General features: G+C 39.0%; 20 protein-coding genes. 5 read left to right on the top strand and 15 right to left on the bottom strand.

Going from position 1 to position 23,522, the window contains the following annotated elements; all coding sequences use genetic code 11:
• The first annotated feature begins 198 nt into the window (after positions 1-198).
• Complete coding sequence (locus tag I6F40_RS01515) at positions 199-1,551, top strand: hypothetical protein (RefSeq protein ID WP_024599138.1); 1,353 nt, start codon at positions 199-201, stop codon at positions 1,549-1,551.
• A gap of 47 nt (positions 1,552-1,598) precedes the next feature.
• Here the strand turns inward: I6F40_RS01515 and I6F40_RS01510 are convergent, their stop codons facing one another.
• From I6F40_RS01510 to I6F40_RS01475, 8 genes are all read right to left on the bottom strand, one after another.
• Positions 1,599-1,853, bottom strand: coding sequence for a hypothetical protein (locus I6F40_RS01510; RefSeq protein ID WP_010554066.1), 255 nt, complete (start codon positions 1,851-1,853; stop codon positions 1,599-1,601).
• A gap of 19 nt (positions 1,854-1,872) precedes the next feature.
• Positions 1,873-2,709: a peptidoglycan binding protein CsiV gene (locus tag I6F40_RS01505; RefSeq protein ID WP_197192416.1), complete on the bottom strand. Its 837-nt coding sequence runs from the start codon at positions 2,707-2,709 to the stop codon at positions 1,873-1,875.
• Positions 2,709-6,182: a transcription-repair coupling factor gene (mfd, locus tag I6F40_RS01500; protein ID WP_197192415.1), complete on the bottom strand. Its 3,474-nt coding sequence runs from the start codon at positions 6,180-6,182 to the stop codon at positions 2,709-2,711. The genes I6F40_RS01505 and mfd overlap by 1 nt, the downstream gene beginning before the upstream one ends.
• A 59-nt stretch (positions 6,183-6,241) precedes the next feature.
• Complete coding sequence (locus I6F40_RS01495) at positions 6,242-7,135, bottom strand: carbon-nitrogen hydrolase (protein ID WP_024608294.1); 894 nt, start codon at positions 7,133-7,135, stop codon at positions 6,242-6,244.
• A complete protein-coding gene (locus tag I6F40_RS01490) occupies positions 7,132-8,187 on the bottom strand; it encodes an agmatine deiminase family protein (protein WP_197192414.1) in 1,056 nt (351 codons plus the stop codon). The genes I6F40_RS01495 and I6F40_RS01490 overlap by 4 nt, the downstream gene beginning before the upstream one ends.
• Before the next feature lie 57 nt (positions 8,188-8,244).
• The gene (locus I6F40_RS01485; protein ID WP_197192413.1) at positions 8,245-8,853 is read right to left on the bottom strand and encodes a PilZ domain-containing protein; all 609 of its coding nucleotides are present in this window, start codon (positions 8,851-8,853) and stop codon (positions 8,245-8,247) included.
• A gap of 226 nt (positions 8,854-9,079) precedes the next feature.
• A complete protein-coding gene (locus tag I6F40_RS01480) occupies positions 9,080-9,847 on the bottom strand; it encodes a haloacid dehalogenase type II (protein WP_010554072.1) in 768 nt (255 codons plus the stop codon).
• Entirely contained in the window at positions 9,847-10,497 is a 651-nt protein-coding gene (locus I6F40_RS01475; protein ID WP_197192412.1) for a peroxiredoxin-like family protein, read from the bottom strand. Before I6F40_RS01475 ends, I6F40_RS01480 begins: the two co-directional genes overlap by 1 nt.
• Positions 10,498-10,619: 122 nt before the next feature.
• On the opposite strand from I6F40_RS01475, the gene I6F40_RS01470 reads away from it, so the two are divergent.
• Positions 10,620-11,507 carry a LysR family transcriptional regulator gene (locus I6F40_RS01470; protein WP_007585683.1) on the top strand — a complete coding sequence of 296 codons (888 nt, stop codon included), beginning with the start codon at positions 10,620-10,622 and terminating at the stop codon, positions 11,505-11,507.
• Here the strand turns inward: I6F40_RS01470 and I6F40_RS01465 are convergent.
• On the bottom strand, positions 11,487-12,002 hold the full coding sequence (locus tag I6F40_RS01465) for a DUF2937 family protein (RefSeq protein ID WP_024590457.1): 516 nt from the start codon (positions 12,000-12,002) through the stop codon (positions 11,487-11,489). The genes I6F40_RS01470 and I6F40_RS01465 overlap by 21 nt on opposite strands.
• A 374-nt stretch (positions 12,003-12,376) precedes the next feature.
• On the opposite strand from I6F40_RS01465, the gene I6F40_RS01460 reads away from it, so the two are divergent.
• From I6F40_RS01460 to I6F40_RS01450, 3 genes are read left to right on the top strand one after another with little or no spacing between them, the layout of a single operon-like run.
• Complete coding sequence (locus I6F40_RS01460) at positions 12,377-12,943, top strand: RNA polymerase sigma factor (RefSeq protein WP_002961494.1); 567 nt, start codon at positions 12,377-12,379, stop codon at positions 12,941-12,943.
• On the top strand, positions 12,940-14,019 hold the full coding sequence (locus I6F40_RS01455) for a FecR family protein (RefSeq protein ID WP_166376166.1): 1,080 nt from the start codon (positions 12,940-12,942) through the stop codon (positions 14,017-14,019). The genes I6F40_RS01460 and I6F40_RS01455 overlap by 4 nt, the downstream gene beginning before the upstream one ends.
• 9 nt (positions 14,020-14,028) lie before the next feature.
• Positions 14,029-17,064 carry a TonB-dependent receptor plug domain-containing protein gene (locus tag I6F40_RS01450; RefSeq protein ID WP_197192411.1) on the top strand — a complete coding sequence of 1,012 codons (3,036 nt, stop codon included), beginning with the start codon at positions 14,029-14,031 and terminating at the stop codon, positions 17,062-17,064.
• Between the two features lie 74 nt (positions 17,065-17,138).
• Here the strand turns inward: I6F40_RS01450 and I6F40_RS01445 are convergent, their stop codons facing one another.
• The 6 genes from I6F40_RS01445 to I6F40_RS01420 all read right to left on the bottom strand — a co-directional run bounded on the left by I6F40_RS01445 (position 17,139) and on the right by I6F40_RS01420 (position 23,522).
• Positions 17,139-17,489, bottom strand: coding sequence for an ExbD/TolR family protein (locus I6F40_RS01445; protein WP_197192410.1), 351 nt, complete (start codon positions 17,487-17,489; stop codon positions 17,139-17,141).
• A 567-nt stretch (positions 17,490-18,056) separates the two neighbouring features.
• Positions 18,057-18,500 carry a ferritin-like domain-containing protein gene (locus tag I6F40_RS01440; RefSeq protein ID WP_024604016.1) on the bottom strand — a complete coding sequence of 148 codons (444 nt, stop codon included), beginning with the start codon at positions 18,498-18,500 and terminating at the stop codon, positions 18,057-18,059.
• Between the two features lie 177 nt (positions 18,501-18,677).
• Positions 18,678-19,616: a LysR family transcriptional regulator gene (locus I6F40_RS01435; protein WP_197192409.1), complete on the bottom strand. Its 939-nt coding sequence runs from the start codon at positions 19,614-19,616 to the stop codon at positions 18,678-18,680.
• 16 nt (positions 19,617-19,632) lie between these two features.
• Positions 19,633-21,351, bottom strand: a complete 1,719-nt coding sequence (gene aceK, locus I6F40_RS01430) for a bifunctional isocitrate dehydrogenase kinase/phosphatase (protein ID WP_166376168.1) — start codon at positions 21,349-21,351, stop codon at positions 19,633-19,635.
• Positions 21,352-21,454: 103 nt separating this feature from the next.
• The gene (locus I6F40_RS01425; protein ID WP_166376169.1) at positions 21,455-21,934 is read right to left on the bottom strand and encodes a DUF4124 domain-containing protein; all 480 of its coding nucleotides are present in this window, start codon (positions 21,932-21,934) and stop codon (positions 21,455-21,457) included.
• 91 nt (positions 21,935-22,025) lie between these two features.
• Positions 22,026-23,522: a DUF3413 domain-containing protein gene (locus I6F40_RS01420; protein WP_166376170.1), complete on the bottom strand. Its 1,497-nt coding sequence runs from the start codon at positions 23,520-23,522 to the stop codon at positions 22,026-22,028.

Genomic DNA, 23,522 nt, shown 5'->3' with positions numbered 1-23,522 from the left:
TAATATTACCGGAGAAAAGAAAGCGAAAAGCTTATCCGCGAACGGTGCTCGCAAAGACACAAAAATATCCAGTTAGGTATAAACGAAAAAACACCACTCGTTCTTAAACGAGTGGTGTTAAGTATTTACTGGGCCTTTTTTATTGAACAAAACAAAGGAGACAAGTAAACTAAAACGATATTTTAGAAGGAGAACTGATTGTTAAAACAAGATGAAAACTTATCTTTTGTCATTGAGCCAGAACTAACTCCTCGTTCTGAACAGCGCATAGATCTGTATTTTTCTATCCCTAATGAAATGGGGATTAATCCGCAAACGCTTACCGAAGAATCATATTTTAATAACCACTTCAAATCCCATTTAGCGTATAACGCGAATAATATACACCTGCCTTTAGTGCGAAGCCGCTTTGTGAGTAAAAATAAAGGTGAGCAGCAAGATTATCGTCAAAATCTTAATTTATTTTGTTACCAAGTACGTTTAGCCCTTGATGCTGATATAAAAGACGCGTTAAAAATTGACGAAGCCGAAGACTTTTATAAACGTGCTAACGAAGTATATGAACAAAGTGAGGGGCTTTTAAAAAAGCTGCGCCGCTATACACCAGATGACGAAAAACTACTGCCATTTTTTACCAATGCTGATAACTATTTAAGTTGGCATGTTGAGCAATCTTTTTTAAAGCTTTTAGATGAAGGGCCCCGTAGTAGCGATTATGCGAAAGAACGTAACGATTTAATGCAGTTTTGTAAAAACGAAAATGCGTACCGGGCCGACAAAAATTATAATTCTGAAACCACCATGCAAGACGCTAATCGAATAACAAATAAAATGCGCTTGCTACAACGCTTAATTGAGCATGGCGTTATATTACAACGCCAAACGCGGTTTCTTAATAGCTACCTTAAGCGATTAGTTAAGGGCACTGTAACAGCCGTTATCATGGCATTTGTGATGGTTGTTATACTCAATGCTCGCTCAACGTTTACTGAAGTCACCGCGACGCTTATTTTAATTTTAGGGGTTATTTACGGGCTACGTGAAATATTCAAAGAAGATATTACGCGTATGATTTGGCGAGCTATTGTACAAGGGCGACCTAAGTGGCGATTTAGTTTTAAAAATAGTATTACCAAAGACAAAATAGCAAGTCAGCTAATTTGGCTTGAATACACACGCTTTAAAAAAATCCCTAAAGAAGTAAAGTCTATATTTTCAAAACGTCGACAGCAAAATAAACAAGCTGCGCAGTGGTTACATTTTGCGAGTGAAACGCGTGTAAGTGCAAAAGAATTTTTACCCGGTTACGATACCTTGCAACAAACTCTGCAATTTAGTCTTGCGCCATTTGCGCGTTATTTAAAACGTGGTGAAGGGAAGTTATATCATTTAGACAGTAATAAAATATCTAAACAGGCGGTTGAGCGGCGCTACCAACTTAACATGGTGCTTGTGCTGACTGAGGAAGATAGAACACTTTATCAACGCTATAAAATAACGTTAAATCGCAGTAAAATCGTCAATATTGAGCTTATTTACTCGAAAAAGTAAGCTTATGAATAAAAAAAGGACTGATAAAATCAGTCCTTTTTTTAAATTTATTTATTAGCTAAACCATGTTTACTATATAAAGTTACTTTGTCTGACACTAGCGTGATCTCGATATTTTTTGCTTCATCGCCCCACACACAATTAGTATGCAGTGTTTTTTCAACACAGTTATCAGCACTTCCCAAAATGGTTTCAACTTCAGTCTTGTCCATACCTACTTTGATTTTTTCGTAACTCTCAAGACTTACCTTAGAACAAGCCGCAAGGCTTAATGTAGCTGCGATGATAAGGAGTTTTTTCATTGTTATATCCTACTTAGTATTAATGTTTGAATTTTCTGATTTGGACGATCATGCCCATTCGTGGGTGGTCAAAGTAATGTACTTCACCACTTATTACACGTCTAAACTGAGAAAAACGGGCTGACTCTATATCGCCATTTTCTAGCTTTTGGCTAATATCAAAATTAGCTGTAATGTATAAATAATGTCGTAAGTGTATTTTAAATAAGCCGTCTAGTTCCCATTCTGCTTTTGATTGGTCTGGGTCGTTAAATAGTTCAGGTTGTGAATTTAATAAACTTACAAAATCAGGATTTGAATAGCTAGGGGTTACGTTAGAATCACTTTTAAGGTGTTTACCTGCTATTAAATGCATACTTGGAGCACGCGATTTACTTGCGCCTTCAAAGCGCCAGCCAGTATGTAGTATAGGTGTTAATCCTTTGCGATCTAGCTGTTGGTACTGCGCTTTAAATTGTAGCTGTTCTGGCGCTAGTAAATAAGTTTGCTGCATATCATCTTTAGCGGGGGCTAGAGGTGTGACAGGTAGCTCATCATAGCTTTGTATGTAGTCTGTACTGTCACTGCATACACCCGATTGCGGGTTTGAATTAACTAAGGAATCGGTAAAAGAGCGTTTTTGAAAACGCTCATCGCCATCTATACAGGCTTGCATTGCTTGCTCTGTGTAAAGTGGCGTCATTAAATCTAGAGAATTTTTATCCTCAATAGCTTTGTGCTTAAGGGTAAAGTCTTCTTGTAAATACGGAGCAGGGCGCTGTTTAAATACCAGCACCTCAACCTCAAACCAACGCTCTGCAAATGCAGTGCTACTAAATAAGCAGCATAAAATAACAAGCGATTTTTTTAGCAACATTAATGGCTAACCTTTTTTTCGAAATCTGCAATCATTGCAGTGACCATTTTTAAGCGTTCGCGGGCATTAGCCTCACTAATTGCAAAGCGCAGTTTATTTGCGCCATCCATTTTGTACACCTTAGGCGCACTTTGTATCAAACCTATAATGAAGCTAGGGTTAACCTTGGTATCTTGGCTAAACTCAAAGTAACCGCCCTTAGGGTTTGCTTCAATTTTTGTGATGCCTAAATTACTGGCCTGCATTTTAAGTTGTTGCAGGCTAAATAAGTTTTTAGCAGCATCTGGCAGTAAACCAAAACGGTCTATCAACTCAACTTGCAGTTCATCCATGTCATCAAGGTTAGCACAACTTGCAACGCGCTTGTACATACCTAAGCGTGCATTTACATCGTGTATGTAATCATCAGGTAATAGTGCAGCTAGTTTTAAATCTACTTCGGTTTGTTTTTTAAGTAGGTTTTCAAGTGTTGGTTCTTTACCTTCACGTAGCGCATTTACAGCTTGCTCGAGCATTTCCATGTACAAGCTAAAACCGATAGTTTGCATTTGACCTGATTGATCGTCGCCAAGTAACTCACCCGCACCACGAATTTCTAAATCGTGTGTTGCGAGGGCAAAACCTGCGCCTAAATCTTCTAACGATTCGATTGCTTGTAAGCGTTTACTCGCATCTTTAGAAAGGGCTTTTGGGTCACCTGTTAGTAAATAAGCATAGGCTTGATGATGGCTTCGGCCAACTCGCCCACGTAATTGGTGTAACTGTGCAAGGCCGAGTTTATCTGCTCTATCCATAATAATGGTGTTGGCTGTAGGTACATCGATACCGGTTTCTATAATCGTGGTACATACCAACACGTTGTATTTTTGATGATAGAAGTCAGTCATTATTTGCTCAAGCTCTTGCTCGCGCATTTGACCGTGAGCTGAGGTTACGCTTGCTTCAGGCACCCATTCACTGATCTCTTGTGCAACACGCTCAATAGTTTCTACATTGTTATGTAAAAAGTAAACTTGACCACCGCGTTTAATTTCACGCAGTACCGCTTCGCGTATTAGTTCTACATCGCGTTGGCGTACAAAGGTTTTTACCGCTAAACGTTTAGCAGGCGGGGTCGCGATAATTGATAAATCACGCATGCCACTCATAGCCATATTAAGTGTACGCGGTATTGGCGTTGCAGTTAGTGTAAGTATGTCTACATCGGCACGTAGTGCTTTAATTTTCTCTTTTTGGCGTACACCAAAGCGATGTTCTTCATCAACAATGAGTAAACCTAAGTCGTTAAATTTAATGTCTTGCTGAATAAGTTTATGTGTGCCAATAACTATATCGAGCTTACCGTTCGCCATTTTTTCAAGCGTGTCTTTTTGCTCTTTAGTGGAGTTAAAGCGCGAAAGTACACCAACTTCAATAGGAAAATCAGCAAAACGATCTTTAAAGTTTTCATAGTGCTGCTGAGCCAGCAAGGTGGTAGGCACTAAAATTGCCACTTGTTTATCATCGTTAACCGCTACAAAAGCAGCGCGCATGGCCACTTCTGTTTTACCAAAGCCTACGTCACCACACACTAAGCGGTCCATGGCTTGCTTTGATTGCATATCACCTAACACCGCTTCTATGGCGCTTCGTTGATCGTCAGTTTCTTCAAACGGGAAGCTATCGCTAAATTGGCGATATGCAGGGGCGTCTAGAGTAAACTTATTACCGGGTTTTGCTTGGCGCTGTGCATAAATGTCGAGTAATTCTGCTGCTACATCGCGAACTTTTTCAGCCGCACGTTTTTTTGCTTTTTCCCATGCATCTGAGCCAAGCTTATGCAGCGGGGCGCTAGCTTCTTCACCGCCAGAGTAACGACTCAGCATATGCAGTGCAGACACTGGCACGTAAAGTTTAGCTTCACTTGCGTAAGTAATCGTAACAAACTCAGTAATTACACCTGCGGCATCAATTGTTTGCAAACCTTGGTAACGGCCAACACCATGATCGAGATGCACAACAGGTTGGCCTTCCTTAAGCTCTGCTAAATTACGGATTAGCGCATCTTGGCTGGCTTCGTACTTGTGCTTGCGGCGTCTGCGTTGAGATACTTTAATACCTAGCAGTTCTTGCTCGGTAATAATAGAAAGGCTGGGCTTAGTACCCAGTACAACACTTTGTTCAAGCGGGCTTACTATTAAACCTACATCACTCGCGCTTTTTGTAAATTGTTCGAGTGTTTCAAATTCTTTAAATTTTAAACCGCTTGGTTTTAGAATACTCAGTAATGATTCGCGACGACCGTCCGATTCAACACTGAGTAATATGCGGCCTTTTTTCTTTTTTTGTTCTGCTACATAATTTATAAACGCACCATAAGGTTCATGCTGCTTATGATCAATTCGAATAGCCGGCAGCTCGCTAACGCTTAAGTTTTTATTACCGGCTTTAGTACCGAGTTTTGCAAGGGATAAACGAATACGTGCAAAGTTGCCTAAATTAGAAAACAGCTCTTCAATAGGCTGATAAAGCGCATTGGGTTCAAGTAATGGACGAAGTGGGTCAACTCTGCGGTTCTCATAGCGTACATTTACATCGTGCCAAAAATTATCTGCTGCGTGCTCTAAATCACCTAGTTGCATAACCGTTGTTGTATCTGGCAGGTAGTCAAAAATAGTCGCTAGCTTTTCAAAAAACAACGGCATGTAGTATTCGATACCGGCAGGCCAGTTACCTTTGCTTACTTGCATGTATACAGAGTCTTGCTGCGAGCTTGCACCAAATTTTTCGCGGTAGCTTATTCTAAAACGTTCAATATCAGCGTCGTTAGTAGGAAATTCATGCGCTGGAAGTAGCTCAATTTTATCTACTTTTTCATCAGAACGCTGCGTTTCTACATCAAATAAGCGAATTGTGTCGAGTTCGTCATCAAAAAAATCGAGTCTAAATGGATGCGGGCTACCCATTGGGTATAAGTCAACGATAGAGCCGCGTATAGCGTATTCGCCGTGCTCCATTACTTGTTGAACATTTAAATAACCAGCTTGCTCTAAGTTGTCACGAAAGTTATGTGTGTCTAACTTGTCGCCCACTTTAAAGTTTATTGTTGAACCGTAAATAAACGAGGCCGGTGCTGTGCGCAACATTAAGGTAGATACAGGCACAATTAACACACTTTGTTGTTCTTTTTTTAAGGTATTTAAAGTGGCTAAACGGGCTGAAATAATATCTTGATGGGGAGAAAAGTGATCGTATGGCAGAGTTTCCCAATCAGGAAATACCATTACTGGGTTATCGGGTAATAAATATTCTAATTCTGTTTCAAGGCGCAGTGCGCTTGGTGTATCAGGTGTAACAATCAAGACTAAGTTGTCTTGTTGTTTAACGCCTTCAGCAATGGCAATACTTAAACCACTTCCGCTTAGCTGGCCCCATTGAATTTTATCTTTATGAGATTTTACCCAAGGCAAGGCTGCCCATTGCTCAAACGCCATTTATTACTCCATTTATAGTTGGCTCTTAGCAAGTAAGAGCCATCTTGAGTTAAGTTTACTTAGTCTCGGTATATTTTTGTTAGGTCTTTATAGTGATCAATTCGTCGGTCACGCAAGAAAGGCCAAATACGTCTTACGTTTTCTGAGCGTTTTTGATCAATTTCAACCACTAAAATTTGCTCATCAGTATTATTAGCCTCTGCTAATAATTCACCTTGTGGGCCTGCAATGAACGAATTTCCCCAAAACGCAATGCCATCGCTTTGCGCACTTGGGTCACTTTCATGGCCGACACGGTTACAGCTAATTACCGGTACACCATTGGCAACAGCATGGGCACGCTGGCTAATAACCCACGCATCTTTTTGACGAGTTTGCTCAGCAATGTCGTCGTTAGGATCCCAACCAATAGCGGTTGGGTAAATTAGCACCTCAGCGCCTGCCATTGCCATTAAACGGGCAGCTTCAGGAAACCATTGATCCCAACATACTAGCACGCCTAATTTACCCACCGAGGTTTGAATAGGCTCAAAACCGATATCACCTGGGGTAAAGTAGAATTTTTCGTAAAAACCAGGGTCATCAGGAATATGCATTTTGCGGTATTTACCCGCAATACTGCCATCTTGTTCTAATACAACCGCGGTGTTGTGATAAAGGCCCGTAGCGCGTTTTTCAAATAAAGAGGCCACAATAACAATGCTTAGCTCTTTAGCAAGCTCACCTAAGGCGTTACTGCTAGGGCCTGGAATGGTTTCGGCTAAATCAAATACGTCAACATTTTCGGTTTGGCAAAAATAGAGGCTTCGGTGTAGCTCTTGAAGTACAACCAGTTTTGCACCTTTTTGAGCGGCTTCACGAATGGCACTCATTGATTTTGCCATATTGTGCTGAGCGTTATCGGTATTGCTTTGTTGCACTAACGCAACGGTTAATTTTGCAGGGCTTGTCATTGTGCTGCTCCAGCTAAAAATCCACGAGGTAATTGCATTGTAATACAGTGCAGGCTGCCAAATTGTTCAATTATTGGTTGGCAATTAACGCCAATAATAATGTGTTGTGGGTATGCTTTTTGAACTTGTGCAAGAGCACGTTCATCATTGGCATCATTATACGTTGGCACAAGCACAGCATTATTAATAATTAAGTAGTTAGCGTAGGTAGCCGGTAAGCGTGTTTGCTCATCGTCATAAGCGGCTTTTGGCCACGGTAACTCAATTAAGTTATATGGGGTGTTATCGGCAGTTTTAAAGGTTTTTAGTTGTTTTTCCATTGCATCAAGTGCGCTAAAGTGCTCATCAGTTTTATCGTCACACTGCACATATACAAGGGTATTATTTGGAGCAAAGCGCACTAAGGTATCAATGTGGCTGTCGGTGTCATCACCCGCTAAATAGCCATGATCAACCCATAAAAAATGTGTTGCGCCCAAGTGCTCTTTTAAAAGTACTTCTATGTCAGCAGGGCTTAAATCTGGGTTACGGTTTTTGTTAAGTAAACATTCGCTGGTTGTTAGCAACACACCATGCTCGTTTATTTCAATACCGCCACCTTCAAGTACCATATCAAGCGCTTGATATTGGTTGTTTGTGCTACTTAGCTCTTTTACCAAAGTACGATTAATTTGATTGTCTAATGCGCTTTCAAATTTATTGCCCCAACCATTAAAAGTAAAATCATATACTTTTAGTTGCTCTGGTGAGTCAATAGCGGCGCAAGTAAGCGGACCATGATCGCGCGCCCAGGTATCATTGGTAGGCCTTACTACAAAATGAACACGATTAAGAGAGATGTTAGCGCTATTTAGCAATGCTGTAATATGCATTTTTAAGGCACTGTTATGCGCCACAATAACAAGCTGTTGCTGCATTGTTATATGCTTAGCAAGCTCAATATATACAGGTTCTACACGTGCTAAATTATCAGCCCAATCTGTGTCTTTATGAGGCCATGTAAGCATAACAGCGTCTTGCTCGGCCCATTCTGGTAAAAGTCTAAAGTTCATGAAGTTTATATACTAATTAAGATGACGCTAGTTTAGCATTTTACATAAAGATGTCAGCTAATTATCACTGTTTAGGTTGGCTTGGTTTTGATCAAGTTCCTGACGTTTTTTAAGTTGGCGGGTTTGAGCATGTAAACTCGCTCTAACAATAAGTTCTTGGTCAGTGGTTCTAATTGCAGTAAAGAGCATGGTGTATTGATAATGTTCGCTATCTTGTTTTTCTACTGCCACAACTTCGGTGTAACAATAAACCGCAGAGGCTTCGTGGTGCAAAAACAGTTTTGTTCTAAATGCTTGGCCAATTGAGTGTACTTCGGGTGATGTAAAGCGGATACCGCCACCACCGTAGCTATCACATTGAATTGCATTATCTTGCGCTTGTTCTGAGGCCAAAATATGGCTCATTATTAAATCTATTTTACGTGACTGCGCTTGTAAAAATGTAGCTAGCTCTTGTGCTATATCGCCTAGGTTACGTAGTGGTCGTAACGAGCTTTGCTCAAGTTCACTTACTTCATTTGCTAATCTAAATAGTGGGGGGATATCGTCTTCTAGCTCAAGCTGCGATTTAGGAACTTGTCCGTTAGATACGGCGAATAAATTCACTCTTATACTTTCATTAATTTGAAAGTACTGCTCAAACTCACCTAATTTTTCACTATTCATTATGTTCTCCACCACGTATTTATTTAATAGTAGCGTTGTGAGTACTAAATTGCTAGCAGATAAAGTAACTCATAGCGGGCTAAATGCTTTGTTTACATTCAATTTTTTAACATGTTTTTTATGAAAATAAATACACTAAAATTCTAAATTATTAGGGTTAGGTATAAAAAAGCGGCCAATGTTATCCTAACATTGGCCGCTTGGGTATTGATTCATCAGCGCATACTTATTTAAGTAGAGCGGCTAATTCATGTAAATCTTTCACAACGTGATCTGGTTTTTTAGCTAATGGATAAAGTGCTTTACCTGGGCGTGCAATGAAAGTGGTTTGTAAGCCCGCTTCTTTTGCGCCAGCAACATCCCAGCCATGGGCTGCAACCATCATTGCTTCATTTGGTGCTACATTTAGCTTTTTAAGTACCCATTCATAAGCACGTAAGTCTGGTTTGTAAATTTTAATATCTTCAATGCTGTAACGTGCATCAAAGTAAGACATTAAACCAGCGCTTTCAAACTGTGCCTTTACACCTTTGTTTGAAGAATTTGTAAGGCTTACTAATTTATAGCCCTGTGCTCTAAGTTTTGCCAGTCCTTCTTTAACATCGCTGTGTGGAGGAAGAGTTAAAAGAGGCGTAACAATAGCTGTTTTAGCTTGTTCACTTGTAATATCAATATTGTTGTTTTGAGCTACCATAAGGAGTGACGCCACCCCGATTTGCCCAAAGTCGTGATAACTACCGCTTACTGTATCTACTAATGAATGGTGCAACATAGTTGAAAACCACAGTGGTAATAAATCTTCACGTCCGCCTAGTGCTTTACCGATAGAGGTACGCATTGACGTTAAATCAAGTAGGGTTTCGTTTACATCAAAAATAAGCACTTTGGGCTTTGTTTGTTCTTTTGGTTCATCAGCGACTGCATAACCAGATACAAGGCTTGTGCCTACAAGTAGTGAAAGAGTAAGTGTTTTTAACGATTTTAAAATAGACATTAGTTATTCTCCGATTCAAGTGCTGCCATAATATCAATAGGTTCTGCGCGTAGGGTGTAGTCTTCGTTTAAAAATGCGTATGTAATAACACCTTTTTGGTTTATCACATAAGTAGCCGGTAGCGGCAATTTAAAGCTTTTATCGCCGTAGTAGTGTTCAAAATCAATACCAAATTGTGTGTACAACGCTTGAATACGCTCATCGAGTGTAAACAATAAACCAAATTGTTCAGCTACTTTATTACTAACATCTGAAAGCACATCAAATTCAAGGGCGTTTTTTTGTGCAGTTGAGAGAGTTTCATCAGGCAGTTGTGGTGATATTGCGACTAACTGAGCACTTTGAGTTTTAAATTGCGGTAAGTAGTCATTAAGTGCTTTTAGCTCTAAATTACAATATGGGCACCAGCCACCACGATAAAAGCTAATAATTACCGGGCCTTTTTTTAATAAATCCGCAAGGTCAATGTTTTCGCCTTTATGATTGGCTAGGCTAAAGTTTTCTACTTTTTGACCAATTTGCAACGCATTGTCTTTAATATGCTGTGCAATAAGTTCTTCGTTTGTAGTGTTCATTAATGCTAAAACGTGAGCCGGTAACTTGGCATCTTTTTGTACGTTATAGGCATCTATTTGCGCTTTTAAACTCATGATTGAACCTCAATAATTAGACTATTTGCAATTATAGTGTTTTACATATTTAAATAAACATTGCAAAACTGAAAGCTTCATTCGAAAATGTTAAACATTGAAAAGTGCACAATGGCATCTTTATGTATAATTTAAGCGACCTAGAAACATTTATAGCAGTAGTTGAAAATAAAGGGGTGCTTGCTGCTGCGCGTGAGCAGCGTTTATCGCCTGCAACGGTAAGCCATCGCTTAAGTAAATTAGAACGTGAGCTTGCAACAGTACTTGTTTTTAGAGATAGCCGACGAGTACGGTTATCTCCCGCAGGTGAAATATTTTATACGCGAGTTGGCGCTATAATGGAGGCGCTGCACGACGCTGAGCATAGTATTGGTGCGCGTAGTTCATCTGTGAGTGGTTTATTACGCGTGACTATGCCCCCTTGGATTTTTTCAAAATACGTAATGCCAAGACTTAATGAGTTAGAGCAGGCCTATCCTGAACTAAAACTTGATTTTTTAATTACTGATCATTTTGTAAATGTGGTTGATGACGCACAAGATGTGGCAATTCGTGTAGGACAATTAAATGATTCCGGTTTACTGTCACGAAAAATAGTAAACAACAAACGTATACTTTGCGCAGCTCCTAGCTACATAAAAAAATATGGCATGCCTAAAAGCTTAGCTCAATTGAGCGAACACTATTGGGTTTGCCTGCCGTGGCAGCGCCAATTAAAGCTTTTTGATGAACAAGGTAAAACACATACTTTTAATGCAAGAACACGCTTTACTATTTCTAATTCCGACAATATGACTCAAGCAGCCATTGCAGGTCATGGCATTGCAATTAAATCAATGATAGCTATTCATGAAGATATTAAAAATGGCATTTTAGTTGAAGTTATGCCCGGTGTCATGGCACAAGATGATGCACCAGTTTGGTTTTTGCGTCCGCAAAATAGCTTAACTACCCGCAAAACCGATGTATTTTATGACTTTATGAAATCACTATTTTTGAGCTGCGAATAAGCGTTTAAATGAGCGTTTTACTCCAGTTAAAAACAAATAACCAGTAAGTTCGGCAAGTAAGGCAACTATAATAGCTGCAACAATGGCGGCTATAATAGAGTCTTTTTTTAAAATGATTTGACCTTCGAAGCGTTGCCACACTTGTTGCTTTACATCGCTCATGCCACTGATCATAGTAAAAATATATGGAGATTGCGCAAACCTATTTACAGCGATTTGTAAGTCTTGTTGTCGTGTGTAAAGTGTACTGATATTACTTGCACCTTTATTCACAATCCCATCATCAATATTTTTATAATGTTTAATTAGCTTATTTAAATCATTATTAAAATACTTAGCTGCATCGCTTTTAAAAGGCGCAATAGCATTATTAGCTTCAATTAATTGGGCTGATAATGCTTGGCCAAAATCGCTTACAAATGCAGGAATTTGCACTCCAAGTAGTAAACCGAATGCAAAGAAACTAAGTCGGATATAATCTAAAAATTTACTCATTTATCTTCCTGTACATTTAAATAACCCAAAATTAACATTTGAGCTTGTTTTTATATCAAAAACTCGTAATCTATTGGGGCGTGTTTACCTTTGTGGATTGAAATTTGTTCAATCGAGGTACGATTTAATCGCGGCGCGAGGTTTGTAACCTAGCGGGCTAAGTCAAAACCGTGCAACAAAGAGTTAATCGTCCTTAGATCGAGCTCAAAGGGCAGCGCATGTTTGGCATTTATGCTGCGTTATCAACTATTTATGGGGAATAACCACACTACATAGGCTCTGCCTTGCCTAAATACCAAACGTACTGCTGCAAATTCAACCACGAAAGGTCAACACGCCCTAGTAATAAAAATAACAATAGGTGGATGTTAAGGATGACGAAAAAAGTAAAGTTCACGTCAACATTTGTTGATATATCTAAACAGCTCAAACGTTTTGTATCGCGCATTGTTCAACCCGACGATGTAGAAGATATTGTGCAAGAAACCTTTGTAAAAAGCTACGAAGCTGATTTAAAGCAAGATATACAGTTTACCCGCAGTTACATGCTTAAAACAGCAAAACACCTAGCACTTAACCATATAGCTAAGTGGGACAACAAATTTAATGATTCGTTAGAAAATGATAACGAATTACCCGTATTACTCAAATCAATGAAGCTTGAAGATGAATACACATCTAAAGAGCGTTTTTTACTTTTTTGTAGAGCTACTGAGCAATTAAGCTCATCGATTCGTAAATGCTTTATATTAAAAAAAGTTTACGGCATGAGCCAAAAAGAGATCGCAGACCAAATGCAGTTAAGCCAAAGCACTGTTGAAAAACACATTGCCAAAGGATTGTTACAAACCATGTTGTACATGCGTGAACATGAGCAAAGCCCTCAAACAAACCCTAAAGCTCAAGCACACCCTATCTCAGTTAAGAGGGTCGCAGAATGAGTAATGTTCATCAATTTAATTCAAAAGATTTAATTTTAGAAAAGTCATGTGATTGGATAAGCGCGATTGATCGTGGTTTAACTGATGATGAAAAAGAGCAATTTAAATTATGGATGATGCAAAGCATCGCCCATCAAGACTCTATATACGAGCTTGCTCAGCTTTGGGATGAGCTTTCGGTATTAAATGAATTAAGTCATTTATTTCCTCAGCGTAACAATACTAAAGCATCAAAAAATAAGTGGATGTTTTCTTACTCAATTGCAGCGAGTTTATTTGCAGCACTAATGGTATGCAGTTACTTACTAATTAATTTAGAAAACGGCTATAACCAAGAGCTTGCAAAAGTTAACTACACTAAAATTTACAAAACAAAAGTAGGCGAGCAAGCAACGTATGTATTGCCAGACGGCACTATAGTGCAGCTAAATACTAATAGCTTACTAGAAGTTGCTTATAGCAAAGGCCGCAGGCAGTTGTTACTTAGTCGAGGAGAAGGGCGTTTTAATGTAGCAAAAGATGCCACGCGTCCGTTTAGTGTTATGGCCGGCGACAAAAGTTTTACCGCACTCGGTACCGTGTTTAATGTACAGCGTAATACCTCATCAGATTTAGAGCTTGTTGTTACCGAAGGCAAAGTGATGATCACCGACCCTAGTGTAGCGGTTGACGCAAATGACTTTAAAGATTATCAGCTTGCAGATAACAGCACGCAAAAAATTCGTCAAATTAATGCCAATATTGTTACCTCAGGTGAAAAAGTAATTATAGAGCAGAGTGTTACAAAGCCAATTACCCAGCTTTCAATGAACGACGTACAACGCGATTTGGCATGGCAAAATGGCATGCTTATTTTTAATGGAGAAGAGCTAAGCGATGCTTTACATGAAGTAAGTCGCTATACCGCCACACGTTTTGAGCTTTCATCAGCCGAGCTTGCCAGCATTAAAGTAGCTGGGGTATTCAAAGCGGGTGACGTTGAAGGTTTACTAGAAAGTTTACAAACTAATTTTTCGATTGATCATGAGCGTTTAGGTGAGCATGTAGTAACGCTAAAACACCATACAGAATCATAAGTAGACGTTATGCAAATCAAACTAATGTTAGATAAAGTTGCATCAATAAAGATTGAACGTAAAAAAAACATTAAAAAGAAGAAACGAAACCATAGAGGATTTTTGTTTGTCAGCTGTTTATATAAGTTGCGCAGTAACCAAACGCATTTATTAAGTGGATTTAGTGTGCTTGTACCGGCTATTTTTAGCTTGAGTGTACAAGCAGCAACTCAAACCACTGGGCAAATGGTGCAATTTGATATAAAAGCGCAGCGAGCAGACAAAGCCTTAATTGAATATGCTAAACAAACAGAGCAAACCGTGGTGTTTTCTTATGAGTTGGCAAAGCAGTATGACGCAAATTCAGTTTATGGATTTTACACTCAGCTAGATGCCCTAGAGGCATTATTAGGTGGGACTGAGCTCGATGCGGTTGTTGATCAAAATGGTTTACTGAGTATAAAACTCAAACAAATCAACAGGAATGATAACAACATGATGAAGCTTTCAGCGGTCAGTGCAGCAGTATTACCAGCTTTACTTGCAGTAAATTCGCAAGGTGTAAACGCAGCAGAAGAAGTCGCTCAAGAAAAAATTGAAAAAATTGCTATTGTCGGTAGCCGTGTAGCAGGACGTTCAGTTGAAGATTTACCCGTTCCAGTAGATATCTTAAGTGCAGAAGCGCTTGAAAATACAGGCCAAACAGAAGTTGGTCGTATGCTACAGTCTATCGCCCCTTCATTTAACTTTTCAAGCTCTGCAATTAGTGACGGTACTGATGCTTTAAGACCTGCGACACTTCGCGGTTTGGGTCCCGATCAAACATTGGTGTTAATTAACGGCAAACGTCGTCACCAAGCAAGTATTATTCATATTAATGGCTCTGTTGGGCGTGGTACCGCAGGTACTGACATGAATGCAATACCAGCCTCTGCAATTAAACGCATTGAAGTATTACGTGATGGCGCTGCTGCTCAGTATGGTTCTGATGCTATTGCAGGTGTTATTAATATTGTGCTTAAAGATGGTAGCGAAGGTGGCAAAGCGGCTATTAACTACGGTCAATATTCTGAAGGCGATGGCGAAACCATTAACCTTGATTTTAATAAAGGCTTTGCGCTAGGTGATGACGGTTATTTAAATACAACTATCAATTACCGTGACCGTGCACCGACTAACCGTGCAGGTTTACATGGCTCTTGTCAGTTTTATGGTTGTACAGAACTAAGTGACGGTACTTTACTTGCTGGCGATCCGCGTGAATTAACAGCTGATCGTGATACATTCAGAATTGGTGATGCTGATTCTCAGCAGTTTGGTTTAACAATTAATACCGGTTACGAGTTAGGTGATGGCGAGCTTTACGGCTTTATTACTTACTCAACACGCGAAAACGAGTCGGCTGCATTTTTCCGTCATAACGCAAATGCTGGTGGTAACCCTGTACTGCAAGATAACGATGCGACTATTCCGCTAGGCTTCTTACCAAAAATTAATACAACTATCGACGATATCTCGTACAACTTTGGTTATAAAACTGAGTTTGATAACGATGCAAGCCTTGATTTATCTTACACCTATGGTGAGAACAGCATTGATTACACGACAAGTGACACTATCAATGCCTCATACGCTAACTTTTTACGTTATGACCAAGGTTTAAGTGCTGCTGATATTCGTACAACTATCCCACGTGAAGCATACGCTTACGGCATGGAATTATCACTGCAAACAATTAATATCGATTTTACGCAAAACTTTGATGATTATTCTTTAGCAATGGGTGCTGAAATCCGCACTGACGAATACCGCATTTTAGAAGGCAATGAGTACGCATACCGCGATTACGATACAACTAACGGTGTAAGTATTTACAACGGTTTAAGTGGCGGTGTTGGCTCTGAAGACGCATCAGGTGGTTCGCAAGGTTTTGGTGGCTCGTCTCCTGCATCATCAGTTGATGAATCGCGTGATGTAATTTCATTTTACATAGATGCAGAAGCTTATGTAATTGAAGATGTAATTTTATCGGGTGCACTTCGCTACGATAACTACAAAGGCTTTGGCGACACTGTAAACTTTAAACTTGCTGGTAACTGGTCTGTAACCGACGATATTTCACTACGTGGTGCATTAAGCTCAGGTTTTAGAGCGCCTTCAATGCAACAGCTTTACTTCAACAATGTAAGTACGCAATTTGTTGTTGGTACTAATGGTAACTTAGTGGCAGAAGAAGTAGGGACATTTAGAAACGATTCAACACTTGCGCAAAGCTTAGGTATTCCAAAGCTTAAAGAAGAAAAATCACAAAACCGTAGTTTAGGTATTGTGTATAACGTTACAGATAATATTAACGTAACCGTTGATTACTACTCAATTGATATTGACGACCGTATTGTAATTAGTGACCGCTTAGGTAAAGGTTTATCTACAAGCCTTGATGCTGCACTAAATAGTGCGGGTGCTGGCGTAGGTCAGTTCTTCTTAAATGGTGCAGATACAGAAACTCGTGGTGTTGATTTTGTAGCAACGTGGAACACTGAAGGTTTAGGCGGCACGCTTGATTTTACACTTGCAGCTAACTTTACTAAAACAGATGTTGTATCGTTATTTTCGCCTGCTGGCTCAAGCCTTGAGACAGTAAATGTAGACGATATATTTTCAGCGGAAGACATCTCTATTATTGAAGAGTGGCAACCAGAGGATCGTATTAACTTAAGTGCACTGTATCAACGTGATGATTGGACAGTTAACCTGTCACTTAATCGCTTTGGTGAGTACACAGTAGAAGATGGTGGTCGTCAAACGTATGGTGCAGAGATTTTAACTGACGTTAAAGTTAACTACTTCGTTACTGAAGATTTGTCGGTAAACATTGGTGCAAACAACTTGTTTGACGTTTACCCAGATAAAAACGAAATAGGTAACTCTCGCTCAGGTACTATTGTGGATGCTAGTGGCAACACAGTAATAAGTAGCTCAGGTGTGTTTGACTACTCACGTCGTTCGGCACCATTTGGATTTAACGGTGCTTACTACTACGTAGGCGCAGAATACCGTTTTTAATTAATAACACTCCCTTTCGTTATTTAACTCAAAGGGCCGTAAGGCCCTTTTTTTGGTTTTAGCCTGGGCTGATTTTATTTAGAAATCAAACTTATTGAATAATCATCGTATTGCTTAATATTATTCATTACACTCATTAAAGTATTATGTGTACTGTTTTCGTCTGCGGTTATAAGTACCGAACTTATTTCATATTTAGCCGCGAACATCGCTAAATTAGTCGCAACTTGCTCTAAATCAATTAACCTCCCTGAAAAATATACTCCGTTACTTTCATCAATTATAAATAAAGCATTTTTAACAGGCTTATCTATTTGAGGGCTGTCGAGTGGTCGGTTTAATTCAATAGCCACAGGTTTTACAAAAGATGTAGTTACAATAAAGAAAATTAGTAATATGAACACTATGTCTAACATCGAGGTCATATCTACATCAGCATTATTTTGCAGTTTAGTTAGGGCGTGTGAATCTTTGTGGATTGAAATTTGTTCAATCTAGGGGCGATTAAATCGCGGCGCGAGGTTTGTAACCTAGTGGGCTAAGTAAAAACCGAGCAACAAAGAGTTAATCGTCCCTAGAAAGAGCCCAAAGGGCAGCGCATGTTTGGCCTTTATGCTGCGTTATCGCCTATTTATGGGGAATAACCACACTACATAGGCTCTGTCTTGCATAAAAACCAAACATACTGCTTCAAATTCAACCACCAGAGATCAACACGCCCTAGCTTACTTTTCATATTGGACCTTATTTTTAATTAAATGCTGCGGCGCCACAGCAAGGTTTTAGGTACCTATTAACAAAATTAGCACAGCAAAAATAAAGCGTGGCGAAATAAGGTGGTGTTTATACCAATTTGCTTATATATGGGGTCTATATGGCATCGTTATAGTGTGATTTAATTCGTTAAATTGCTTAAAGATTTATGCAGATTGGTATTAGAGGCAATAAAAAACCCAGCGCTAGGCTGGGTTGTATTTATGCGTTATGTAAGCTTACTGCTTTTGCATACGACTCATTTCTGCATGGCAGCTTTGCATAGTTAATAATGTTTTAGCCAGTGCAGCTTCGCAATCAGCTGGTTGTGGTTTATCCATAGCGGCTTTAATTTCTTCAAGGGTTTTATCTTCTACTTCTTCAAGCTCTTTAACATACGTGCTGTCGTTATGTGAGGTGAATGTAGTAAGTAAGGCTGTGTATGCACGTCGTGCTTCAACTGCGAAAGATGAACCATCTTCGCGTTCGCCTTTTTCATTAATTGCATATGGCTGCAAGCGCTCAACACTCACTTTTCGGGCATCTATCATACGCTGAAAAAGTGCGCCGATAGCAGGGTCTTCAACTTTTTCCTGTGCTTTTTGATAAAAGTCGATGCCGCTGTTCATAACTTGAATGATGTCAGTAATATGATTTACTTCTGATCCTTGATGGGTGTTCATAATGACCTCTTTTATTAAATGAATGTATAGTTCAATTTAATAAAAGCAATGTATGTTCCACGTTTTTATTTTTATGTAGTTGTTTGATTTTATTAGTTTAATTTTATTTAAGAAAGGGGCTAAGTTAATGAGGAAAGTATTAACCTAGCAATTTTTACATTATATTGTGTAATAAAGTTATTTTAGCTCTTCAGCTACTTCAGCTACTTTTTGGCGTAACCAGATATGGCTCGCATCGCGATGTAACAGTGGGCTCCAAATCATATCAAGCTCAAAAGGAGGAATTGGAAACGGTGGTTCTAAAATTTTAAGCCCCGGATCATCTAAGTATATATTTGCGGCTTTTGAAGGAAGGGTCGCAATCAAATTTTTCTCTTTAGCTAAATGAATCGCTACATGGTAGTTACGCGTAAAAGTGGCAATGTTACGATGTTTACCAAAGTGGGCAAGTGCTTCGTCAACCCAACCAAGTTTTTGCACATCTTTAGGGTCCATGCCCACGCCTACACCAAAACCTGTTTTACTCACCCATATATGGCGCGCTTTTAAGTAGCTGTCGATGCTAAAGTTTTCAATAATAGGGTTGTCGGCCTTAACTAAGCAGCAAAAACTGTCTTTCCAAATACGTTTATGATGAAAAGACTGAGGTAAGTTTTCAAAGCGGTTGATTGCCATATCTACTTTACCGTTTTCTACGTCATGAAAGGTTACATCACTTGGTGTGAGTATATCTAAAGTAGTATCGGGGGCTTCTTCGTGTAGTTTACTTAAGAGCTTTGGCGCTAACGTACTTGCAGCGTAATCACTGGCCATTATTCTAAATACACGTTTACTCTGGCTTGCCTCAAATTCTCGATTAGGTGCTAGGGTTTCTTCAAGCGTCATTAATATGCCGCGAATAACGGGTTGTAACTCTAAAGCGCGCTCTGTCGGGACCATACCATCGCTGGTACGAACTAAAATAGGGTCGTTAAATAAGTTACGAAGACGTTTAAGGCCATTACTCATTGCTGGCTGCGTAATACTCAATTGATTAGCAGCGCGTGTTACGTTGCATTCTCGAAGCAATGTATCGAGATAAACGAGTAAATTTAAATCTATTTTACTTATATTCATTGTGTGTCCTTTGCGTCTACCAGTGATGGATAAATCGCTGTGCTGTCGGGTATGGGTAAATATGACTTACCTGCCCATTTTTTATATTTTGTTGCGCCTGCTTCCAAAAGCTAACATCTATAAGCTCTGGATGAGTGCTGAGGAAAAACTTTTTATACATAGGATTAGGCATTACAAATGTACATAACTGCTCTGGGAATACGTCTTGTGGTGCAACAGAGTAACTTTGTTCATCCATTAAATAGTCGTCATAGCTCTTTGCTTTCGGTAATGCTCTAAAGTTCATATCTGTTAGGTACTGAACTTCATCGTAATCGTAAAAAATAATACGTTTGTGCTTACTTACACCAAAGTTTTTTAAGAGCATATCGCCAGGAAATATATTAACGGCAATCATTTCTTTTAGAGCTTGCCCATATTCTTCAATCGCGTCTGCGGCACTTTCTTCATCTGCATTCTCTAAAAATAAATTGAGTGGTGTCATGCGCCGTTCAATATATAAATGCTTGATGATCAACCATTCGCCTTCAATTACCATTGATGAGCCAATTGTTTTATGTAATTGCGCAAGTAAATTACTATCAAAACGCGCCAAAGGAAATACGACGTTAGAATACTCTATGGTATCGGCCATTCTGCCAACGCGATCATGGTTTTTTACTAGTTGATAACGCTTTAATACGGTATCACGGCCGAAGGGCTTACTTTCACCAAATTTGTCTTTTATTACTTTAAAAACATAACCAAATGAGGGAAGGGTAAATACCATCATCACCATACCGGGAGTACCCGGTGCAATTGTAAACTCATCATTAGAGTGAGATAAGTGATTTAAAAACTCTCGATAAAACTCAGTTTTACCCTGCTTATGAAAACCCACTGCGTTATAGAGCTCAGCAAGTGTTTTGTTTGGCATAAGCTGATTCAAAAACCGGACAAGTGCTGAAGGTGCATGAGTCTCTACCATAAAGTAGGCGCGGGCAAAGCCAAAAATGACACGCATTTGAGATGATTTAGTTAAAAGTGCATCTAAATATAATCCGTCATCTTCATCGTGCAATACGGCGATTATAAAAGGCTGAACCCCACTTTTTGAAACAACACGACCAACAATATAAGCTGCTTTATTACGATAAAAAGGTGTGTGCAAAATATCAAAGCGCATTTGCCAAGGTTGGTGATGTGTATCGGGTGCTTGTTTATAAAAAGCTTTAACAAGAAGGCGAATATCACGCTCTAAATTTACAAATGGGGCTTTAAAATCAAAATGATTAATAATGCGTTTTATTGTTGGCTTTAGGCCATCAACTACTGGAAAGTATGTCCTATATTCGGCCTCAACAGGCACTGAAGGAGCATCTTTCAAAGTTGCTTCTACAAATATAAAGTCATTATGAAAATAGCGCCTATGGTACAGCCTGCAAAATACAGAATTATAAAAGGTTTCGGCGAGTTCTGCTTGAGGGTGGAAACATAAAAAGTGCTGATATATCTTTTTAACTTCGAGCCATAGGCTTTCATCTAATTGCTCTGTTGGGGTTTCTTTTTTTAGCGCTTGTGTGGTTTCGTTAACACGATCATCATAATAGCTGATACGCAAACGGCTGATATCATTAATTGCTTGCCAATCTTTTTTTGCAAAGGCGAGAGGGGCTTTGGCCGTTGTTTTTTGAAATAGCTGATAGTGCCTTTTAAAACCCGTTAAAATTAATTCAGCAATATGGCGAGGCTGCATTTACACTCCTTAATAGTCCTTAGAGCTTATACTCTATTATGTTAAGGGTATGTTATTTTAAGTTTAAAACCAAGATAAATATTACTCACTATTTTGGAGTGATTTATTGGTATTGAGCTATCTTTTTTTCGAGTATTTTAATTTGTTTAGTAATAACCAATACGTTTTTTTTGTACTCTTTATTAATTGTTTTTAGTGTTTTAGTAATGTCTTTGGTAATACGCTTTTTATCTTCAACGGCTAGAATATGATTTAACCGTTCTTGTTGTTTATATTCAGCACGCTGCTTGTTACGATCAAGTATTGTTAGTTTGTGGTTATTACTGCGAAGCTCTGCCTGTAAACCTGACAGGAGTCTTTCACGTTCAAGCTCATTTAGTTGTTTAGTGTAATCAATTTGAGGGCCTGAATACTGACTACCCGTTGTGTTAACTTTATAAGTTGTTGCTTCGTCGTCACAGGGGAATTGAGAAAAGACAGTGCCTTTTTCTGTTACACATTTGTAGTAAGTGGTATCGCTAAAGCTAAAAAAACTGATAAGTAAAAAGCTAGAATAGAGAATATAACGAGAAGTTTTAAACATGTATGCCGTCCTTGATTTTTATATTTTTTAGTAAAACAATATAAAACTATAACCTAGCTTGGTGGTATATCAAGCTAGGTTAGGATAACGGCTATTGGGTGAAGGTTTTAAGCTTTTTAATACTCTGTACTAAAAATGGTATATCTAAACCTTGTTCAATAGAAAAACCTTCAGCGGCAGAGATGTTTTTAAAGTTACCATCTGAATCTATTAAGGTAATCCTATCTTTTTTATAGGCTATAACAACACCCTGAGAGTAGTTAACGCCCATATCATCTTTTTTCTTGTATAAATTAACGCCCAGCATTGTTTGCTTAGCAATGGCTTTACAATTTAAATATTGGCCAACACTTGTTGCAATTAAATCGCTAGGTTGAATAAGTCCATCTACTTTAGAAATACGTTTGTCGGAGCTATATAAAGTTGATGTTGTTACTACTTCTTGCTTGTTATTGGCAAGACTAAAAGCAAAAACCTGTGTTTTATCATCTCGTACAACGGCGTTATCGCTACTTTTAATAACTCTAATTGCGCTAGAACTATGTGCTTGATCATTTATAAAACTAAGTTCTTCCACGCCGGTTACTTCAATGCTGCGGCGCTGACTTTGCCATGCGGGAAGAGTTTGATCTCTTAAAATTGCTGCTTTATAAAAAGCTGGCAAACCATACACTAAGCTAAATAGCATATCGTCGTGATTAGTTGGCTGTAAAAACTGCTCTGTTTTGTGTAAGTTTTTATTATCGGCAACAAATTTAGCGAGTTGTTGCTCGGTTTCAAATACAAAAATATCTACATTGGCTTGTGTGTAGTCTTCACACTTATCAAGCGGGCTTGGCATTTGATAACTAATGTTTTGGTTATTAATTTTTACGTTATGTGCTTGCTTATAGCTTTCTATATCAAGCAGGTCATTTTTAGCTAATAAACTTTTAGCGGTAGTAGGGTATGACAGTGGTAGTACATTATCTTGCTTTGTTACATCAAAGTTTAGATTGGCGTCAGCCCAAATATGAATACTGTGGCTAAGTGAAAAGCACACGATTAAAAATGAAATTGCGTAACGTGCAAATTTATATTGTTTTAAGCGCTCAAGATGGTGCCATGTGTAATTACTTACAAATAGCTGAAAACCTAAAATAATTAATACAATCCCACTGGCTAAAATCGTTGTTAAAGCAGGTGAACTGGTTAAGCGATGCCATAGTAGAGAAATAATCTCAGCTGAGGCAGATATACTTAGGTGATAACCCAAATTAACATACACATAAGCATCAAGAGTAAGCAGTGATGCGCCCAGTGTGGCTATAACAGCGGCCATGCCACGTATATGCCGTGGGTAGGGGAAAATTAAACTAAGCGGAAACACCGTCAGCACAAATGCTAAGAAGGCTATAAAACTAGTATGGCTCAGCCACGTAACTAGCATGTAGGTAATGCCCATAAAGCTTGTTGGTGGCGAGTCGGCAAATAAGTAGCTTAAGCTAATAAATAGCGCCAAGCCAATATTGGCAAAAGTAAACCAATGGCCCCAGCTTAATAGCTGACTCGCTTTTGATGAAAATTGATTGTGCTGCGATAAATTCAT

The organism is Pseudoalteromonas sp. SWXJ133 (assembly GCF_015864365.1).
In the GTDB taxonomy this organism is placed as follows: Bacteria; Pseudomonadota; Gammaproteobacteria; order Enterobacterales; family Alteromonadaceae; genus Pseudoalteromonas; species Pseudoalteromonas arctica.
The sequence above is the reverse complement of the archived record's forward strand: the minus strand, read 5'-3'. Positions and strand labels throughout refer to the sequence as shown.

What these genes read in the sequence shown, in the direction of transcription:
- I6F40_RS01510 (WP_010554066.1), bottom strand. Translation starts at nt 1,853, where the DNA reads ATGAAAAAACTCCTTATCATCGCAGCTACATTAAGCCTTGCGGCTTGT.
- I6F40_RS01505 (WP_197192416.1), bottom strand. Translation starts at nt 2,709, where the DNA reads ATGTTGCTAAAAAAATCGCTTGTTATTTTATGCTGCTTATTTAGTAGC.
- mfd (WP_197192415.1), bottom strand. Translation starts at nt 6,182, where the DNA reads ATGGCGTTTGAGCAATGGGCAGCCTTGCCTTGGGTAAAATCTCATAAA.
- I6F40_RS01495 (WP_024608294.1), bottom strand. Translation starts at nt 7,135, where the DNA reads ATGACAAGCCCTGCAAAATTAACCGTTGCGTTAGTGCAACAAAGCAAT.
- I6F40_RS01490 (WP_197192414.1), bottom strand. Translation starts at nt 8,187, where the DNA reads ATGAACTTTAGACTTTTACCAGAATGGGCCGAGCAAGACGCTGTTATG.
- I6F40_RS01485 (WP_197192413.1), bottom strand. Translation starts at nt 8,853, where the DNA reads ATGAATAGTGAAAAATTAGGTGAGTTTGAGCAGTACTTTCAAATTAAT.
- I6F40_RS01480 (WP_010554072.1), bottom strand. Translation starts at nt 9,847, where the DNA reads ATGTCTATTTTAAAATCGTTAAAAACACTTACTCTTTCACTACTTGTA.
- I6F40_RS01475 (WP_197192412.1), bottom strand. Translation starts at nt 10,497, where the DNA reads ATGAGTTTAAAAGCGCAAATAGATGCCTATAACGTACAAAAAGATGCC.
- I6F40_RS01470 (WP_007585683.1), top strand. Translation starts at nt 10,620, where the DNA reads ATGTATAATTTAAGCGACCTAGAAACATTTATAGCAGTAGTTGAAAAT.
- I6F40_RS01465 (WP_024590457.1), bottom strand. Translation starts at nt 12,002, where the DNA reads ATGAGTAAATTTTTAGATTATATCCGACTTAGTTTCTTTGCATTCGGT.
- I6F40_RS01460 (WP_002961494.1), top strand. Translation starts at nt 12,377, where the DNA reads ATGACGAAAAAAGTAAAGTTCACGTCAACATTTGTTGATATATCTAAA.
- I6F40_RS01455 (WP_166376166.1), top strand. Translation starts at nt 12,940, where the DNA reads ATGAGTAATGTTCATCAATTTAATTCAAAAGATTTAATTTTAGAAAAG.
- I6F40_RS01450 (WP_197192411.1), top strand. Translation starts at nt 14,029, where the DNA reads ATGCAAATCAAACTAATGTTAGATAAAGTTGCATCAATAAAGATTGAA.
- I6F40_RS01445 (WP_197192410.1), bottom strand. Translation starts at nt 17,489, where the DNA reads ATGACCTCGATGTTAGACATAGTGTTCATATTACTAATTTTCTTTATT.
- I6F40_RS01440 (WP_024604016.1), bottom strand. Translation starts at nt 18,500, where the DNA reads ATGAACACCCATCAAGGATCAGAAGTAAATCATATTACTGACATCATT.
- I6F40_RS01435 (WP_197192409.1), bottom strand. Translation starts at nt 19,616, where the DNA reads ATGAATATAAGTAAAATAGATTTAAATTTACTCGTTTATCTCGATACA.
- aceK (WP_166376168.1), bottom strand. Translation starts at nt 21,351, where the DNA reads ATGCAGCCTCGCCATATTGCTGAATTAATTTTAACGGGTTTTAAAAGG.
- I6F40_RS01425 (WP_166376169.1), bottom strand. Translation starts at nt 21,934, where the DNA reads ATGTTTAAAACTTCTCGTTATATTCTCTATTCTAGCTTTTTACTTATC.
- I6F40_RS01420 (WP_166376170.1), bottom strand. Translation starts at nt 23,522, where the DNA reads ATGAATTTATCGCAGCACAATCAATTTTCATCAAAAGCGAGTCAGCTA.